Raw genomic sequence first — 17,648 nt, 5'->3', positions numbered from 1 at the left:
GCGGCGCGCGCCCGGCTCACGGCGCCGCCGGAGCCGGAGCCCGAGGAGCCGGACGGCGACGGCGACGCCGGAGGCGACGGCTCCGCGAACGGCACGGACGGGGCCCGCACGCCCGGACGGGAGGAGGACCGGTGATCGCGCTCCAGCTCTTCATCGGGGTGCTGACGCTCGTCGCCAACGCCTTCTTCGTGGGCGCCGAGTTCGCGCTCATCTCCGTACGCCGTGCGCAGATCGAGCCGCGCGCCGAGGAGGGCGAGCGCAAGGCGCGCAGCGTCATCTGGGGCCTGGAGAACGTCTCGGCGCTGCTGGCCGCGGCGCAGCTCGGCATCACGCTGTGCACGCTGGTGCTCGGTGTGGTCGCCGAGCCCGCGATCGAGCATCTGCTGGAGCCGCTGTTCCATCTGCTCGGCGTCCGCGACGCCCTCGCGGGCCTGATCTCCTTCGTGATCGCGCTGGGCGCCGCGACGTACGCGCACATGCTGCTGGGCGAGATGGTGCCGAAGAACATCGCGCTCGCCACCCCCGAGCGCGCGGCGCTGCTGCTGGGCCCGCCGCTGGTGGCGCTCTCGCGGGCGCTGCGCCCGGTGATCTTCACGGTGAACGCCTTCTCCAACAGCCTGCTGAAGCTGCTGCGGGTGGAGCCGAAGGGCGAGGTCGAATCGACGTTCTCGGACGACGAACTGGCGCAGATGGTGGCCGACTCCAGCGAGGCGGGGCTGCTGGACGACCGTTCCACGGAGCGGCTGCGGGACGCACTGGAGCTGGGCCGCCGCCCGGTGGGGCAGATCGCGAAGCCGACGGAGCACGTCGTCGCGGCCCGACTGGGCGTCACACCCGAGGAGTTGGAGCAGCTCTCGGCCAGCTCCGGCTTCTCCCGCTTCCCCGTCGTCGACAGCAGGGGCCGCGCGCTGGGCTATCTCCACGTCAAGGACGCCCTGGACGCTCTGCCCCGCGACGCCGCGTTCCCGGCGACGGCGATGCGTCCGATCGCGCGCGTCCGCGCGTCGATGCCGCTGGACGACGTGCTGGGCGCGATGCGCTCCAGCCGTACGCATCTGGCGGCGGTGATGGACGAGGACGGGGGCACGGCGGGCGTGGTCACCATGGAGGACGTGCTGCGGGAGCTGGTGCACCGCAGCCCCGAGGACAAGGAGGAGGGCCGCGACGAGGACGGGGACGAGGACGGGAACGGCGCGGGGCGTGGGTGACCGCGGTCTGACCTGAACGGGAGCCGGGGCGTGAGCGGTTGAAAGTCGCCCGAAGCAACCGGATACGATGAACGGCCGTGACCAGCAACGCCCAGGACCCGCCACGGGACCTCCCGCAGCACTCCGGCACCGACTTTGTACCGGCCCCGGAATCCGCACCTCATCCGCCCGCCGTCCGCAGCTTCGTCGCCGTCGGCGACTCCTTCACGGAGGGCATGTCGGACCTGCTTCCGGACGGCGGCTACCGCGGCTGGGCCGATCTTCTCGCCGCACGGCTGGCCGCCCGTCCGGACGCCGGCGGCGACGGCGAGAACGGCGAGCCGGACCCGGAATTCCGCTACGCCAACCTCGCGGTGCGCGGCAAGCTCATCGGGCAGATCGCCGCGGAGCAGGTGGACGCCGCCGCCGCGATGAACGCCGATCTCGTCACCCTCGTCGGCGGCCTCAACGACGTTCTGCGTCCGCGCTGCGACGTGGCACGGGTGTGCGCCGTCCTGGAGGAGTGCGTGGGCAAGCTGGCGCCGAGCTGCGGACGGCTGGTGCTGATGCGCAGCCCGGGGCGCAACGGTCCCGTACTGGAGCGGTACCGCTCGCGCATGGAGCAACTCTTCGGCTTCATCGACGAGTTGGCGGAGCGGCACGGTGCGGTCGTCGTCGATCTCTACACCGGCGGGGCGCTCGCCGACCCGCGGCTGTGGGCCGAGGACCGGCTGCATCTCAACGCCGAGGGCCACCGCCGCGTCGCCGAGGCGGTCAGCCAGCGGCTCGGCCGTCCCGCGCTCTCGGACTGGCGGGCGCCGCTGCCGCCGCCCGGGCCGGAGCCGTGGACGGCCCGGCGCCTGGCGGATCTGCGCTTCGCCCGGCAGCACCTGGTGCCGTGGATAGGACGCCGGCTGACGGGCCGCTCCAGCGGCGACGGACGCGCCCCCAAGCGCCCCGAGCTGACGTCGCTGGCCTGCGAGGACACCCCGTAGGAGCCGGGAGGCCACCCCGTAGAATCGCGTGGTGTGACTGACAAGCCCCGCATCCCGGACGTCCTCGCCTCCCGTTACGCCTCCGCTCCCCTGGCCCGGCTGTGGTCGCCGGAAGAGAAGGTGGTGCTGGAGCGGCGGCTGTGGCTCGCGGTGCTGCGGGCCCAGCGGGATCTGGGCGTCGAGGTGCCGGAGGAGGCCCTCGCCGACTACGAACGCGTCCTCGGCGACGTCGACCTGGCCTCGATCGCCGAGCGGGAGCGGGTCACGCGGCACGATGTGAAGGCCCGTATCGAGGAGTTCAACGCCCTGGCCGGGCACGAGCACGTCCACAAGGGCATGACCTCGCGGGATCTGACCGAGAACGTCGAGCAGCTCCAGATCCGGCGTTCGCTGGAGCTGGCGCGGGACCGCACCGTCGCACTGCTGGCCCGGCTGGGGCGGCTGGCCGCCGAGCACGCGGAGCTGGTGATCGCCGGACGCTCGCACAACGTGGCCGCGCAGGCCACCACCCTCGGCAAGCGCTTCGCGTCCGCCGCGGACGAACTCCTCGCCGCCTACGGCCGGTTGACGGATCTGCTCGCGCGCTATCCGCTGCGCGGCATCAAGGGCCCCGTCGGCACCTCGCAGGACATGCTCGATCTGCTGGGCGGCGACGAGGCGAAGCTCGCCGAGCTGGAGCACAGGGTCGCCTCCCATCTCGGCTTCTCCCACGCCCTGACCTCCGTGGGGCAGGTCTATCCCCGCTCCCTCGACCACGACGCGCTCACGGCGCTGGTCCAACTGGCCGCCGCCCCCTCGTCGTTGGCGAAGACGATCCGGCTGATGGCCGGGCAGGAGCTGGTCACCGAGGGCTTCAAGGAGGGGCAGGTCGGCTCGTCCGCGATGCCGCACAAGATGAACACCCGCTCCTGCGAACGCGTCAACGGTCTGATGACGGTGCTGCGCGGCTATGCGTCGATGACGGGCGAGCTGGCGGGTGACCAGTGGAACGAGGGCGACGTCTCCTGCTCCGTCGTACGCCGGGTCGCGCTGCCGGACGCCTTCTTCGCCTTCGACGGGCTGACGGAGACGTTCCTGACGGTGCTGGACGAGTTCGGCACCTTCCCCGCCGTCGTGGAACGCGAACTGGACCGCTATCTGCCGTTCCTGGCGACCACGAAGGTCCTCATGGCGTCCGTACGGGCCGGGGTCGGCCGGGAGAGCGCGCACGAGGTCATCAAGGAGCACGCCGTGGCGTCGGCGCTGGCGCTGCGGGCGGGCGCGGAGCGCAACGAGCTGCTGGAGCGGCTGGCCGAGGACGAGCGGATCCCGCTGGGGCGCGAGGAGTTGGCGGCGCTGATGGCCGACCGGCTCGCCTTCACGGGGGCCGCCGCCGCCCAGGCCGGCGCCGTGGTGGCCCGTATCGAGGAGGTCACCGCGCAGCACCCGGAGGCCGCGGCCTACTCGCCGGGGGCGATCCTCTGACGCGCCCGGCGCCGCGCTCCCCGAGGCCGAGCCGGGAGGAGCTGGAGGCGGCACGGGACAGACTCGTACCGGACGTGGCGGCGGAAGGGCTGCGGGTGCTGTTCTGCGGCATCAACCCCGGTCTGATGTCGGCGGCCACGGGCCACCACTTCGCCCGCCCCGGCAACCGGTTCTGGCCGGTGCTGCACGCCTCCGGCTTCACACCCCGACTGCTGCGGCCCGACGAGGAGCGCGAACTGCTCGCGTACGGGCTGGGCATCACCAACGTCGTGGCGCGGGCGAGCGCACGGGCGGACGAGCTGAGCGACGAGGAGTACCGCGAGGGCGGCAGGCTGCTGGCCGAGAAGGCCGAGCGGCTGCGCCCGTCGTGGCTGGCGGTCGTCGGAGTGACCGCCTACCGGACGGCCTTCGGGGAGCGCGGTGCCCAAGTCGGCCCGCAGGAGCGGCGGATAGGACCGGCGCAGGTGTGGGTGCTGCCCAACCCCAGCGGCCTCAACGCCCATTGGACGCCGCGGCAGATGGCCGAGGAGTACGCCCGGCTGCGGGAGGCGGCCTCGCGCTGAGCGCCCGGACGTGAACGCGCGTACTACGGCGGGTCGTTGACGGTGACGGCGGCGAGGAGCTGCAACGGCAGCTCCGGTCCGCGCTGCGCGACGGCCAGCGCTATCCACCGCTCCTCCGCCCGCCACAGCTCGACATACGGCGTCGTCCCGCTCAACTCCCGCCAGGGCTCCGGTATCTCCTCCCCTTCGGTGCCGCGGATCAGCGCGCCGCCCATGCCCAGAAGCTGCGGCTCGCCCCAGCGCGCGGACAGCAGCGTGCTCAGCGCCCCGCACTCCGCCTCGTACTCCTCCCCCAGACCGGCGCGGGCCGTGCCGTCGTCCTCCCAGAACCCCTCGCTCCGCGCGAGTTCGGCCAGATGGTAGCCGGGGCCGCTGACGACGTCCGCCCCCTCGGTCCGCCGGCGGGGGAAGGCGCGAACGCGTAACACGTCGATTCTGGCGAGGTGTTGGGCGAGGCGGCTCATCCGTCCAGTAAACCGTCCGGGTCCGGCGCCCGGACAGCGACGTCCCTCCGCCGGCACCGCCCGCCCGGCCGCTCGCCCGCCGTAGAGGACCCCCGTACTCGCGGTAACGGACATCACTGGATACGATCCGGATCCGGGACACAGGGAGGCGGACGTGGCACGGCTCTCGGGCAGGGACCCATCTCTGCTGCGGCGGATCAACTCGACCGCCGTGCTGCGCGTGCTGCGGTCGGAGTTCGGGCGTGCGCCGCTGACGCTGACGGATCTCGCACAGGCCACCGAGCTCTCCCGTCCCACGGTCGAGGGCGTCGTGGAGGGCCTGGTGGACGCGGGCCTCGCCGCCGAGGCCGAGGAGCCCTGCGCGGAGCACGCCGCACGCCGCGGACGTCCCGCACGCCGCTTCCGCTTCCGCGCCGAGGCCGGTCACGCGCTCGGCGTGGAGATCGGCTCGCACCGCACCGCGGCCGTACTCGCCGATCTGACGGGCGACTTCACCGGTACGGTCACACACGACCTGGACGAGGAGACCGGCGCCGAGGAGCGTCTGGCCAGCGCGCACGACGCCGTCGCCGAACTGCTGGAGAGCAGCGGCGTGGGACGGGAGTCGCTGCGGGCGGTGGGCGTGGGCACCCCCGGCATCGTCGAGGCCGACGGGACCGTACGCCTGGGAACGGCGCTGCCGGGGTGGACGGGGCTGCCGCTGGGCGAGCGCCTGCGGCAGGACTTCAACTGCCCGGTGCTCGTGGAAAACGATGCCAACGCCGGTGTCGTGGCCGAACGTTGGCTCGGCGCGGCGGCCGGGGCGGAGGACGTCGTGATGGTGCTCGTCGGGCTGAGCCCCGGCGCGGGCTCACTGATCGGCGGACGGCTGCACCGGGGGTTCGGGGGCGCCGCGGGCGAGATCGGCGCGCTGCATCTGCTGGGCCGGGAGGCCACGCCCGAGCGGCTGCTGTCGACCACGGACGAACCGCTGCACCCGCTCGACGAGGCGGCCGTCGCCCGTGTCTTCGCCCTCGCACGTGCCGGGGACGAGCGCGCGGAGCGGGCCATGGAGCGCTTCGTGCAGCGGCTGGTGCACGACGTGGCGGCGCTGGTCCTCGCCCTCGATCCGGAGCTGGTGGTGATCGGCGGCTGGGCCTCGGGCCTGGACGACGTACTGGAGCCGCTGCGCGGCGAGTTGGAGCGCTACTGTCTGCGGCCGCCGCGGGTCGCCCTCTCGGAGCTGGGCGAGTCCGCGGTGGCCACCGGAGCGCTGCGGCTCGCTCTCGACGAGGTCGAGAGCGAGCTGTTCAGCGTCAACGCCGACTGAGGCCGGCGACGGGCGGATCAGCGCCGCCCGGTGCCGGCGAGGCGTACCGGATCAGCGACGGCTGAGGCGGGCACCGGTGCGGTGCCGTCCGCCGTGCGCGCGCTCGCGCTCGGACGGCGTGCTCTCCGCGGCGGCGGCCTGCGGCTCGGGCATCCGGTCGGCGAACGTGAGCCGGCAGGTGTCGGCGCGGTAGGTGGAGACACCGACGGCGACGGTCGTGCCCTGCGCGACATAGCGGGTGGTGACGACCAGGACGGGCGCCCCGGGCAGCCGGTCGAGCTGGCGGGCGTCGTCGGCGCGGGCGGAGCCGAGCTCCACCGTGCGCTCCTGGCCCTGGAGTTCGAGGCGCCACAGCTCGCGCAGGACGGCACGGCCGCGAGCCGAACCGCCGGAGGGCTCCTCCAGCGTCTCGGCGGGCAGCCCCGGCACCGAGGAGCGCGGCACGTACAGCAGCTCGGTCGCGACGGGCTGGCCGTGGGTCATCCGCGTACGGCGCACCGAGTGCACCTCGTCGCCGTCGGCGGCGGCGTCCAGCAGGGCGGCCACCGCACGGGGCGGCACCGTCTCCTCGCACTCGCCGGTCTGCCAGGCGTCGTCGGGCGCGCCCGGCCAGACGTGGACGCCGGCGCCGACGTCCACGCCGAAGCGCGGCGGTGCGACGGTGGTGCCCACGCCGCGGCGGCGCTGGAGCCGGCCTTCGAGTTCGAGCTGTTCGAGCGCCTGCCGGAGGGTGGCGCGGGCGACGCCGAAACGGGCCGCCAGATCACGCTCGTTGGGCAGGATCTCGCCGACTTCGAACTCGGAGTCCAGCGCGTCCGACAGCACCGTCTTCAAGTGCCAGTACTTCGGTTCCGGCACCGCGTCCGGCTGTGTAGTCGTCCCCACTGTGACCCCGCCTTCCCCTGCATCCGCCAGCGGCGATCCGGGCGGACTTTATGCGTGCTTGTTTTTTAAAGGTCCTTGCGTATGGCCGACCTTAAGGGCGCCATAAGAGTTGGTCAAGACCAATCGGAGGACGAGGGGGTCTGGCCGGTCCCGGCGGTCGGTGCGACGATCGATCATCGCGCACGAGGAGAGGGTCCGGCATGACGTCACAGCACCGCATCACGATCGTCACGGGCGGAAGCCGCGGCATCGGGGCCGCCATCGCGCTGCGGCTGGCGCGGGCCGGGCACGACGTCGCGATCGGGTACGAGCGCTCGCGCGACGCGGCCGAGGAAACCGCGCGCCTCGTACGGGCCGAGGGCGTGCGCGCGCTGACCGTGCCGCTGGACACCAGCGCCGAGGACGACGTGGAGCGCCTCTTCCGCACCGTGCGCGAAGAGTTGGGGCCGCTGACGGGCCTGGTGAACAACGCGGGCGTGACCGGTCCGCTCGGCCGCTTCACCGAGACGCCGACCGACGTGATGCGCCGCGTCCTGGACGTGAACGTGCTCGGGGCGCTGCTGTGCGCGCGGCGGGCGCTGCGGGAGATGTCGACCGCGTACGGCGGGGCCGGGGGCGCGATCGTGAACATCTCCTCCGGTGCGGCGACGCTGGGCGCACCCGGCGAGTACGTGCACTACGCGGCGTCGAAGGCGGCCGTCGACGCGATGACGGTCGGTCTGGCCAAGGAGTTCGGGCCGGAGAGCGTCCGCGTCAACTCCGTACAGCCGGGGGCGGTGCTCACCGACATGCACGCCGCGATGGGGGACGCGCAGCGGCCGTGGAAGAAGGCCGCGACGATCCCGGTGGGGCGTCCCGGCGAGCCGGACGAGGTGGCGGCGGCGGTGGCGTGGCTGCTCTCGGACGAGGCGTCGTTCACGAACGGCGCGGTGCTGCGGGTGACCGGCGGGACATAAACGCGGGGCGGTGAACTCCGGGCGGGCGCCGGTCCGTTCACGTACCCACGGGCCCAACCGTGCCCGCGTACGCGGCACATCGGCGCCGGCCAGGACCGGCTGCCCGCTTCCCGTCGGCTCAACGGGAGGGCAGATGCGCCACCTTGTCCGGGTTGGCGAGCAGATAGACGCTCTGGATGCGTCCGCCGGCCACGTCCAGCAGCAGCACCGCCGCGGGCTTGCCGCCGAGCAAACCGACCAGGCCCACCGCGCCGTTGAGCTCCGTGAACGTGAACTCCAGGTCCGCGACGCCCTGTTGGGCGATCGCCGCCACGAAGCGGCCGACCTTGTCCGCCGAAGTGATCGTGCGCAGCGGCGCCTTGGCCTTGCCGCCGCCGTCGCCGACCAGACGCACGTCGGGCGCGAGCATGTCGAGCAGCCCTTGGATGTCACCGCGGGAGGCGGCGTCGAGGAACCGCTGCGTCAACTCCCGCTGCTGCACGGGGTCGACCTCGTAACGGGGCGTGCGCTCGGCCACGTGCGTACGGGCGCGGGCCGCGAGCTGCCGTACGGCGGCGGGGCTGCGCTCCAGGACGGCGGCGATCTCCTCGTGCGGGAAGCCGAACGCCTCGCGCAGCACGAACACCGCGCGCTCCAGCGGCGACAGGGACTCCATCACCACGAGGACGGCGACGGAGACGGACTCGGTGAGCAGCACCCGGTCGGCGCCGTCCGGCACCGGGGCGGTGTGCACGTCCGTGGGCAGCGGCTCGGGCAGCCAGGGCCCGACGTAGGTCTCGCGGCGCGACTGCGCCGAGCGCAGCCGGTCCAGTGCGAGCCGGGTGGCCACCCGTACGAGGAACGCGGCGGGCTTGCGCACCTCGTCGCGGTCGGCGGAGGCCCAGCGCAGCCAGGTGTCCTGGACGACGTCCTCGGCGTCGGCGACCCGGCCCAGCATGCGGTAGGCCACGCCCAGCAGAAGCGTCCGGTGCTCTTCGAAGACGGCGGTCGCGTCGCGGTGTTCGGCCTCCACGGGCCCATGATGTCACCCGCTGCCGGGGCGTCCTCACGCGCGGTACGCCCGTGCGCGGACGGCCGCGCGCGTGCGCCCCCGCGCGCCGTCTGACCCGGGAGAGCAGTCTTCCGCCCGGAACGACTTGCTGACATCGTGTCTACGAATCGACGGGCCCCGTGCAGGCCCTCCGTGTCCGACGTACGAGAACTCACGAGGAGTGGTCCATGACCGCCGTCGCCTCACCCCACGCGCCCGTGCCCGCCACCGAGACGTTCGTCCACGTCTCCCCCGCCGGGCGGCCCGGCTTCGACGTCGCCTACGAACGGCGCGGCAGCGGCGAGCCCGTCGTTCTGCTGCACGGCATCGGGCACCACTGGCAGGCGTGGGAGCCGGTGCTGAGCATCCTGTCCGCGTCGTGCGAGGTGATCGCCCTGGACCTGCCGGGCTTCGGCGACTCGCCGGAGCTTCCCGAGGGCGTCTCGTACGAACTCGACAGCGTCGTACCGCTGTTGGGCGAGACGTTCACGGCGCTGGGCCTGGACCGGCCGCACGTCGTGGGCAACTCCCTGGGCGGTCTGCTGGCGCTGGAGCTCGCGCAGCGCGGCCACGCCCGCTCGGTCACCGCCCTCTCCCCCGCCGGGTTCTGGACCGGGGCGGAGCGGCGTTACGCGTTCGCCGTGCTGATGGGGATGCGCGCGGGCGCCAAGGGCATACCGGACGGGCTGCTGCAGCGGATGGCCCGCAGCGCGGCGGGCCGCGCTGCGCTCACCAGCACCATCTACGCCCGCCCGGGCCGCCGTTCACCGGAGGCGGTGGTCGCCGAGACCCGCTCGATGCGGTCGGCCACCGGCTTCCTCCCGACCCTGAAGGTCGGCCGGACCCCGGAGGTCCTCTTCGACCGTGACATCCCGGATCTGCCGGTGACCATCGGCTGGGGCGAGAAGGACCGGCTGCTGCTGCGGCGGCAGGGCACGCGCGCGAAGAAGGCGATACCGGGGGCGCGGCTGGTGCGGCTGCCCGGCTGCGGTCATGTCCCGATGAACGACGATCCGGCGATGGTGGCGCGGCTGGTGCTGGAGACCGTACGGACGGTGTGAGACGGGGAGTCGGCGCCGCGGCGGGCGCGCGGACGCACGCGCGGGCGGGCCTTCTCGTACAGGCTGCGCCCGCGCACCGTCATCCGTCCGTGCCTTACGGCCGGTGTCCCGCCGGCACCACTTCCGCGGCGGGGACCGGTCCCGGCGGTGTGCCGTCGCCGAAGGGACGGCCGCCGAGTTCCTCGCGGCGGTGCGGTGTCAGCCAGCCGTGCAGATCGGGTCCGACGGGCACGATGCCCGTGGGGTTGATGCCGGTGTGCACCTGGTAGTAGTGCCGCTTGACGTGGTCGAAGTCGACCGTGTCGCCGAAGCCGGGGGTCTGGTAGAGGTCGCGCGCGTACGCCCACAGCACCGGGTCCTCGGTGAGCTTGTGCCGGTTGCACTTGAAGTGGCCGTGGTAGACGGCGTCGAAGCGTACGAGCGTGGTGAAGAGGCGGATGTCCGCCTCGGTGATGCTCTCGCCCACCAGATAGCGGCGGGTGGAGAGCCGTTCCGAGAGCAGCGCGAGCCGGCGGAAGACGTCGCCGCACGCCTCCTCGTACTCCTGCTGTCCCGTGGCGAAACCGGCCCTGTACACCCCGTTGTTGAGGTCGCGGTAGACGCCGTCGGCCACCTCGTCGATCTCCTCGCGCAGCGCCTCGGGGTAGAGGTCGGGGGCGCCGGGGCGGTGCAGGGCGCTCCACTCGGTGGCCAGGTCGAGCGTGAGCTGCTGGTAGTCGTTGGTGACCAGCCGGCCGCTGGGCACGTCGACGATCGCCGGGACGCTCACGCCGCCCGGGTACTCCTTCTCGCGGGCGTCGTACGCCTCGTGGAGATAGCGGATGCCGAGCACCGGGTCACGCCCGTCCGGGTCGAGCGTGAAGCGCCAACTGCGGTCGTCCTGAAGGGGATCGGTCACCGCGAGCGACAGCGCGTCCTCCAGTCCCAGGAGCCGGCGGGAGATCGCGGCGCGGCTCGCCCAGGGGCAGGCGCGGCTGATGACGAGCCGGTAGCGGCCGGGCTCGACGGGCCAGCCGTGGGCGCCGTCGGCCGTGATCCGGTCCGCGAAGTGGCTCCTGGACCGTTTGAACGCCTTCCTGCCGTACGCCTCGTTGCTCTGTGCGGTACTGCCGTCCGTGGTGGCCTCGCCGTCGCCGCTCAATGTGCGCTTCCTTCCCTGTGGGTCACCGGAGATCCTCCACCCGCGGCGCGCGCAGGTCCACCGGGCAGGGGCGCGGGTCTTCCGCCGCGGGTCTTCCGCCGCGGGGCCGGCATCCACGGGGGCGTCCGCGGCCTCGCTCAGCCGGAGCCGGAGCCGGTGTCCGTAGCGGAACCCGTGTCCGTACCGGCGCGTGCGCCGCCGCCGGGCCATCCGCGGGTGGAGAGCACCAGCCGGTAGCCGTCGGGGTCCTCGACGGTCACGCCCCACCTCTCCCAGTACGGGTTGCGGGCGGTGACGCGGGTGCCGCCGCACTCCTCCAGACGTCCGACGAGGTCCGCCGGAACGGGCCCGTCCAGATAGATCACCAGCAGGTCCTCCTCCGTGGGGACCGGGGTGACGGGGTCGCGCGGGTCGTGGGCGAATTCCAGGTGCCAGCCGGCGTCCGGCCAGCCGGCCATGAGCAGGGCGTTGCCTCCGTCCCCGGCGGCGGGCGGCTCCCCGGGCCCGTCCGGCGGCGGTGGCGGCGTGCGGTGCAGGACGTCCATGCCGAGGCCGTCCACCCAGAAGCGCTCGGCGGCGGCCAGGTCCCCGGAGGGGCGGGCGATGCGGATGTGGTGACGGCCGTACACGTTGGGCTCCCGGGTCCGGTGGCGGATGCGTGGTGCCGCCGCGCGGCGACGCGGCGGCACCCCCGGCACGCTAGACATCCCGTATGCGCCGCGGCATCGGGCGCACGCCCGAGGGGACCTCGGCCCGTGGGCCCGGGACCAGAGGGCCCGTGGGCCCGGCACACCAGGGCCGGGCGGGACCGCCGGCAAGGCTCGGTCAGACGATCTCCTCGCCCATCTCGGCCAGTTCGCGGTCGCCGCTGCCGGTGCTGAACGTGGGCGTCGTGTACGAGCCGCGCCCCGCGACCGTCCACCAGACCGACGCCAGCGCGAGGACGCAGAGCAGCGCGACGGGCGCGTAGTTGAAGGACTGGACGTCGACCGGGTTGGACTGCGGCAGACAGAAGAGCACCGTCACGAACGCCACCCACACCACGGCCGTCCAGCCGACCGGCACGCCCCAGCGCCCGAGGTTCCACTTGCCCTGCCGGAAGCGCTCCTTGTGGCGCAGCCGCAAGAAGATCGGGATGGCGTACGCCGGGGTGATGCCGATGACGGCGATCGCGGTGACCGCTCCGTAGGCCGCCTTGCTGTAGAGCGCGGGCAGTGCGAGCACCGCCGCCACGACGACGGTGAGCAGCACGGCGTGCGCCGGGGTTCCGGTACGGGGGCTGACGCGCCGCCACAGTGCGGAGAAGGGCAGCGCACCGTCGCGGGAGAAGGCGAACACCATGCGGCTGGCGGCGGCGACTTCGGCGTTGCCGCAGAAGAGCTGCGCGACGATCACGACGAGCAGCAGCAGCTTCGCGCCGGCCGGTCCCAGCGCGTCGAGGAAGATCTGCGCGGGCGGCACCCCGGTGGCGCTGTGCTGGGTGCCGGCGTAGTCCTGGATGGCGAAGGTCACGCCCGTCAGCAGCACGAAGCCCGCGAGCCACGACCAGCCGACGGCGCGCACGATGCCGCGTGCGGCGCTGACTTCGGCGTCCGTCGTCTCCTCCGACAGGTGGGCGCTGGCGTCGTAGCCGGTGAAGGTGTACTGGGCGAGCAGCAGCCCGATGAGGACGACGTACAGGGGGCTGCTCCAGCCGGTGTCGTTGACGAACTCGCCGAAGACGAAGGAGGCGGAGCGGTGTTCGGACGGTACGAGCGCGAGCACGCCGACGATCACGGTGACGCCCGCGAAGTGCCACCACACGCTCACGGAGTTGAGGACGCTGACCAGACGCACCCCGAAGAGGTTGAGCGTCGCGTGCAGCAGCAGGACGCACAGGAAGATCAGCATCACGACGCCGGGCGTGGGCTCCAGGCCCCACTGGAGGTTGAGCAGCGCACCGGTGAACATCGCGGCGCCGTAGTCGATTCCGGCGAGCGTGCCGAGCAGTCCCAGCAGATTCAGCCAGCCCGTGTACCAGCCCCAGCGCCGGCCGCCGAGCTGGTCGGCCATGTAGTACAGCGCGCCCGAGGTGGGGTAGGCGCTGGTGACCTCGGCGAGCCCGGCACCGACGAACATCACCATCAGGCCGACCAGCACCCAGCCCCACAGCATCACGGCGGGCCCGCCGGTGCCCAGGCCGAAGCCGTACAGCGTCATGCATCCGGAGAGGACCGAGATGACGGAGAAGCTGATGGCGAAGTTGCCGAACGGGCCCATGCGGCGGATCAGTACGGGGTGATAGCCCAGATCGCGCAGCTTGGCGTCGTCGTCGATCCGGTCGTCACGGCGCGGGACGGCGGTGGGACTCAACGGGTCCTCCTGGTGGTGCGAGGGTCGGGAGGGGAACGAGGGCCGGGAGGTGGCTGGGGAGTTCGGGGTGAGCTGGTGCTGCCGTGCGGTGCCGTGTGGTGCTGTGTGCTGCCGTACGCGGTGGAGGACTCGGAGGAGGGGCGGTTGCGGTGGCGGTGCGTCAGCCGTCCGCCGCGAAGGACTCCTCACGGGCCCGGCAGTACTCCGCCCGCGCCGATTCCGGACGTTCGGGATCCTCGGCGACCTGGAGCCAGGGCTGCTGTGTGAAGTACGGGCCCAGCGCGGCGAATACGCGGGCCGCGTCGGCCGGCCGCTTGCCCGCCCACAGCGCGTGCGCGAGGTGGTTGAGGTCCAGTACGGACTGGCTCGTGGGGTCGGTGTGGTCGAACCAGCCGTGCAGCGCGGTACGGGCGTCCATGGCGAGCGGGTCGTGCGCCCACTGCTGCCGCAGCAGCGCGTCGTTCCTGCCGTCGGCGATCTGGCGCCGGAACTGCTCGACGTACGCGTAGAGCGGGAGGGCCAGCAGCGACGAACCGGCCGGCGCCCACGAGGAGACCCAGCGCACGAAGTCGACGGACGAGGCACGGGCCGACGGGTTCCCCTCGGAGCGGGCGTGCAGGAAGTGCAGCATGCGGTGGTGGGCCTCGCGGTTGTATCTGTCGCGTTCGTAGACGCGGTACAGCAGGCCCCACGGGCCCGGCGGAAGCATGGGCTCCGCGGCCCGCTCGCGGTGCTCGGCGCGCTCCTGGCGTACGTCGAGCCGGGCCAGCGCGAGCAGGGCGACCCAGGGGACCGGGTCGGCCGGCCGGCGCTCGGCGGCGGCGTAGCACTCGATGCGCGCCGTCTTCTCCAACTCCCCGGCGCTGTGGTGCTGTTCGCGGCGGGCGCGGACGGCGCGCTCCACCGCGATCCGCGCGAGCATCATCCGCGCGTCGTCGCTCTCCGGCTCCTCCTGGAGCCACGCCTCGACCACCTGCGATCCGGCCGCGACGACGCCGAGCACCTGCGAGCGGGCAGTGCGCGCACTCCACGACGGGCCCGTGCGCTCCAGGAGTCTGCGCATCGCCATCCAGCGGCCGGCGCGCAAGTCCTCCAGGGCGCCGCGCAGTTCGTTGTCGAACCCGGCGGGGCTGTAGACGGGGCGTATGCCGCGGCCGCCGGCCGCTCCGCCGCCCGTACGGCGCATCAGTCGCGCTCCCCTGCCGCCGTACGGCGCGCCCGCGCGGACCGGGAGCGTCGGGAGGGGGACGTCGGGCGGTGCGGCATCAGTGGTTCCTCAACGGCGGGAGCGGGACTCGAGGCGCCTGCCCGCCGGGCACGGCGGGCGAGCCGGGATGCGCGGCCGCGTGTCCCGGATTCATCACCGAACCTAACTCCTCCAAGGTCACGGCCCGGTACTGGGGGATGTGACGGTCCTGCGCCGAAAGACCGTGCACGGCAAGGCAGGTGGGCTCGCCGCCGCCGCTTCCGTCCGCCCGTACGGGAGCCCGTCCGGGAGCCCGTACGGGAGGAGGTCTCCGCGGACGGATCGCGCCGGGAGAGGAACCGGGAGGACGACCGGGAGAGCGAGCCGTCACGGACCGGGCATGCGGCAGCGTCCGCGGTCAGGCCCGCAGGCCGGGCGCTCCCGTGCGGGAGCACCGGCGCTCCAGGTCAGAACGCATGGAGAGAGCTTGGGGGCAGCCGGGTCGGCCGTCAAGCCTCCGTCAGAAACGCATACGGGGGCGCCGGGGCGCGCGTCCCGGGTGTGCGGAGCCCGCGCGGGCGGAACCCTTTATGCCGTTGCGGCGTCGGTGTTCACTGAGTCCAGTGTTCACCGCTGCGCTCCACCGAGGTGTCGCGTGCCCCGCCCACTGCGCGGTGGTACGTATCGCCCCGGCCGGTCCGCCGTGCGGCGCCCGGCCGGTCCGTACGGTCTGCCCGTCCATCCGCGATACAGGAGGCTCGTCCAATGGCGCTCGAGAACCCGATCTCCCGCACCACCGGCGGTACGGCACCGGGACGGCGCGCCATGCTGCGCGGTTCGCTCGCCGCCTCCGCGGCGCTCTCCCTGCCGGCGCTGTCGGGCGCGGCGCCCTCGCATGCGCTCGGGGGCCGTCCGCGGGCGAAGTGGGGCGTGCAGGCCGGGGATGTGACCTCGTCCTCGGGGCTGGTGTGGGTACGGTCCGACCGCCGTGCCCGGATGGTCGTGGAGACCTCGGCGACGGAGTCCTTCCGTAAGGCACGACGCTGGACGGGGCCCGTTCTCGCCCCGGACACCGACTTCACGGGTGTGACGCCGCTGCACTCGCTGCCCGCCGGTGAGCAGGTCTTCTACCGTGTGACCCTCGCCGATCCCGACGACCCGCGCCGTACGGGAAAGCCCGTGCACGGCACCTTCCGCACCGCGCCGGACGGGCGCCGGCACGACGTACGGTTCCTGTGGTCGGGCGATCTGGCGGGCCAGGGCTGGGGCATCAACCCGGACCGGGGCGGCTACACCATCTTCGAGGAGATGCGCGGGCTCGACCCGGACTTCTTCCTCAACAGCGGCGACACCATCTACGCCGACTCCCCCATCGAGGAGAAGGTCGCCCTGCCCGACGGCTCGGTGTGGCGCAACGTCACCACCGAGGAGAAGGCCAAAGTCGCCGAGACCCTCGGGGAGTTCCGGGGCAACTTCCGCTACAACCGGCTCGACGCTTCGATGCGGCGCTTCCAGGCCCAGGTCCCCTCGATCGTGCAGTGGGACGACCACGACGTGCTCAACAACTGGTATCCGGGCGAGATCCTGGACGACGACCGCTACCAGGTGAAGGACGTCGACACCCTCTCCGCGCGGTCGCTGCGGGCCTTCTCCGAATACCACCCGCTGACGACGCTGCCCGCGACGGACCGGGACGGGCGCGTGTACCGCGTCGTCCGCCACGGGCCGCTGCTGGACGTCTTCCTGCTGGACATGCGTACCTACCGCAACGCCAACTCGCCCGGCACGCAGCGGCACGACCGCCAAGGCATCATGGGCGAGGCGCAGTTGAGGTGGCTGAAGAAGGCGCTGTCGCGCTCGCGGGCGGTGTGGAAGGTGATCGCCGCCGACATGCCGCTGGGGCTGGCGGTGCCCGACGGCGAGGCCGACTTCGAGGGCGTCGCGCAGACCGATCCGGGGGCGCCGCTGGGCCGCGAGCTCCAACTCGCCGAACTGCTGCGGCACATCAAGCGGGAGCGCATCACCGGCACGGTGTGGTTCACCACCGACGTCCACTACACCTCGGCGCAGCACTACGATCCGTCACGCGCCGCCTTCAAGGACTTCGAGCCGTTCTGGGAGTTCGTCTCCGGACCGCTCAACGCGGGCGGCTTCCCCGCCCTCGAACTGGACCGCACCTTCGGGCCCGCCCAGCCCTTCGTCAAGGCGCCGAAGAAGGCCAACACCCCGCCCACGGAAGGCGGTCAGTACTTCGGGCAGGTCGACATCGACGCGGGCAGCGGCGAGTTGACCGTACGGCTGCGGGGGCAGGGCGGCGCGGTGCTGTACACGAAGGTCCTCCAGCCCGGCCGGGTCGGGCAGTGACGCGCGGCCGGTGACGGATGAGTGCGGTGCACCGGGCACGGACCTCAAGTGCGCGGGGACAAGGAGGAGTTCGGGGATGACCCATGGCCGGTGACGCCGCGCACGGCGCGCCCCCCGAGCTGAACTATCCGGACGCCGGGGCCACCGCGAAGGATCCGGAGCTGTGGCCCGAGGGCTTCCGGCGGCTGCGCGTGAGCACCCAAGTGGGCCGCGGCGCCGCGGACTTCGCCGTCGCGGCGGACGCGGTGATGACCTGGCGGCTGCACCGCGCGGCGGGCGTGCGCTTCGGCACTCCGGCTCTGCGGGCCGCGCCGCGCGTGGACGTCGACGTCGGCCTGGGAATCGGCCGGCTGCTGATCCATGCGCCGTGCCGGGTGGTGTGGACGGTGGACGAACCGCGGCGCACCGGCTGGGGGTACGGGACGCTGCCGGGCCATCCGGTGCGCGGCGAGGAGGCGTTCGTCATCGTCCAGGACGAGGCGGGCACGCCGGGCGACGCGGAAGGAGAAGCGGACGGAGAGGGCGCGGAGGGCGCCGTACGGCTGGAGGTGCTGGCCTTCAGCACGCCCGCCGTGTGGTTCACCGCCCTCCCGGGGCCGCTGCTGCCGCTCTTCCAGCGCTGGTACGCGCGCCGCTGCGGCCGGGTTCTGCGGCGACTCGTCCGCGCGGCACGCAGCGCGCGGCGGGAGGC

16 protein-coding genes are annotated in these 17,648 nt (G+C 73.2%); 9 read left to right on the top strand and 7 right to left on the bottom strand.

Annotation, left to right across the window (positions count from 1 at the left end; genetic code table 11):
- Positions 1–131 precede the first annotated feature (131 nt).
- The 4 genes from AN218_RS17745 (at position 132) to mug (ending at position 4,209) form a co-directional block, all read left to right on the top strand.
- Entirely contained in the window at positions 132–1,208 is a 1,077-nt protein-coding gene (locus AN218_RS17745) for a hemolysin family protein (protein ID WP_079132285.1), read from the top strand.
- 77 nt (positions 1,209–1,285) lie between these two features.
- A complete protein-coding gene (locus AN218_RS17740; protein WP_070017872.1) occupies positions 1,286–2,182 on the top strand; it encodes an SGNH/GDSL hydrolase family protein in 897 nt (298 codons plus the stop codon).
- 33 nt (positions 2,183–2,215) lie between these two features.
- Positions 2,216–3,646 carry an adenylosuccinate lyase gene (gene purB / locus AN218_RS17735; protein ID WP_070017871.1) on the top strand — a complete coding sequence of 477 codons (1,431 nt, stop codon included), beginning with the start codon at positions 2,216–2,218 and terminating at the stop codon, positions 3,644–3,646.
- A gap of 74 nt (positions 3,647–3,720) precedes the next feature.
- On the top strand, positions 3,721–4,209 hold the full coding sequence (mug, locus tag AN218_RS17730; protein WP_070017870.1) for a G/U mismatch-specific DNA glycosylase: 489 nt from the start codon (positions 3,721–3,723) through the stop codon (positions 4,207–4,209).
- A 23-nt stretch (positions 4,210–4,232) separates the two neighbouring features.
- On the opposite strand, the gene AN218_RS17725 is transcribed toward mug, so the two are convergent.
- A complete protein-coding gene (locus tag AN218_RS17725; protein ID WP_070017869.1) occupies positions 4,233–4,673 on the bottom strand; it encodes a hypothetical protein in 441 nt (146 codons plus the stop codon).
- 154 nt (positions 4,674–4,827) lie between these two features.
- Here AN218_RS17725 and AN218_RS17720 point away from each other — a divergent pair, with 154 nt between their 5' ends.
- Positions 4,828–5,982 carry an ROK family protein gene (locus AN218_RS17720; protein ID WP_070017868.1) on the top strand — a complete coding sequence of 385 codons (1,155 nt, stop codon included), beginning with the start codon at positions 4,828–4,830 and terminating at the stop codon, positions 5,980–5,982.
- A 51-nt stretch (positions 5,983–6,033) separates the two neighbouring features.
- On the opposite strand, the gene AN218_RS17715 is transcribed toward AN218_RS17720, so the two are convergent.
- Positions 6,034–6,867 (bottom strand): GntR family transcriptional regulator, encoded by an 834-nt coding sequence (locus tag AN218_RS17715; RefSeq protein WP_079132284.1) that lies wholly within the window; start codon positions 6,865–6,867, stop codon positions 6,034–6,036.
- Between the two features lie 200 nt (positions 6,868–7,067).
- Here AN218_RS17715 and AN218_RS17710 point away from each other — a divergent pair, with 200 nt between their 5' ends.
- On the top strand, positions 7,068–7,823 hold the full coding sequence (locus AN218_RS17710) for an SDR family oxidoreductase (protein WP_070017867.1): 756 nt from the start codon (positions 7,068–7,070) through the stop codon (positions 7,821–7,823).
- Positions 7,824–7,941: 118 nt separating this feature from the next.
- Here the strand turns inward: AN218_RS17710 and AN218_RS17705 are convergent, their stop codons facing one another.
- Positions 7,942–8,835, bottom strand: coding sequence for an RNA polymerase sigma-70 factor (locus AN218_RS17705; RefSeq protein ID WP_070017866.1), 894 nt, complete (start codon positions 8,833–8,835; stop codon positions 7,942–7,944).
- 206 nt (positions 8,836–9,041) lie between these two features.
- On the opposite strand from AN218_RS17705, the gene AN218_RS17700 reads away from it, so the two are divergent.
- Positions 9,042–9,914, top strand: a complete 873-nt coding sequence (locus tag AN218_RS17700) for an alpha/beta fold hydrolase (protein WP_070017865.1) — start codon at positions 9,042–9,044, stop codon at positions 9,912–9,914.
- Positions 9,915–10,008: 94 nt separating this feature from the next.
- Here AN218_RS17700 and AN218_RS17695 read toward each other — a convergent pair whose 3' ends face one another.
- From AN218_RS17695 to AN218_RS17680, 4 genes are all read right to left on the bottom strand, one after another.
- Positions 10,009–11,055: a glutathione S-transferase family protein gene (locus AN218_RS17695; protein ID WP_070017864.1), complete on the bottom strand. Its 1,047-nt coding sequence runs from the start codon at positions 11,053–11,055 to the stop codon at positions 10,009–10,011.
- 137 nt (positions 11,056–11,192) lie between these two features.
- Positions 11,193–11,684 carry a VOC family protein gene (locus AN218_RS17690; protein WP_070017863.1) on the bottom strand — a complete coding sequence of 164 codons (492 nt, stop codon included), beginning with the start codon at positions 11,682–11,684 and terminating at the stop codon, positions 11,193–11,195.
- 196 nt (positions 11,685–11,880) lie between these two features.
- Positions 11,881–13,407 (bottom strand): amino acid permease, encoded by a 1,527-nt coding sequence (locus AN218_RS17685; protein ID WP_070017862.1) that lies wholly within the window; start codon positions 13,405–13,407, stop codon positions 11,881–11,883.
- Between the two features lie 160 nt (positions 13,408–13,567).
- Positions 13,568–14,593 (bottom strand): hypothetical protein, encoded by a 1,026-nt coding sequence (locus AN218_RS17680; RefSeq protein WP_070017861.1) that lies wholly within the window; start codon positions 14,591–14,593, stop codon positions 13,568–13,570.
- Between the two features lie 765 nt (positions 14,594–15,358).
- On the opposite strand from AN218_RS17680, the gene AN218_RS17675 reads away from it, so the two are divergent.
- Positions 15,359–16,957, top strand: coding sequence for an alkaline phosphatase D family protein (locus AN218_RS17675; protein WP_070017860.1), 1,599 nt, complete (start codon positions 15,359–15,361; stop codon positions 16,955–16,957).
- An 83-nt stretch (positions 16,958–17,040) separates the two neighbouring features.
- A partial coding sequence (locus tag AN218_RS17670; protein WP_070017859.1) for a DUF1990 family protein occupies positions 17,041–17,648 on the top strand: 608 nt, incomplete at its 3' end.

This window comes from Streptomyces nanshensis, from assembly GCF_001751255.1.
Classification (GTDB): domain Bacteria; phylum Actinomycetota; class Actinomycetes; order Streptomycetales; family Streptomycetaceae; genus Streptomyces; species Streptomyces nanshensis_A.
The sequence above is the reverse complement of the archived record's forward strand: the minus strand, read 5'-3'. Positions and strand labels throughout refer to the sequence as shown.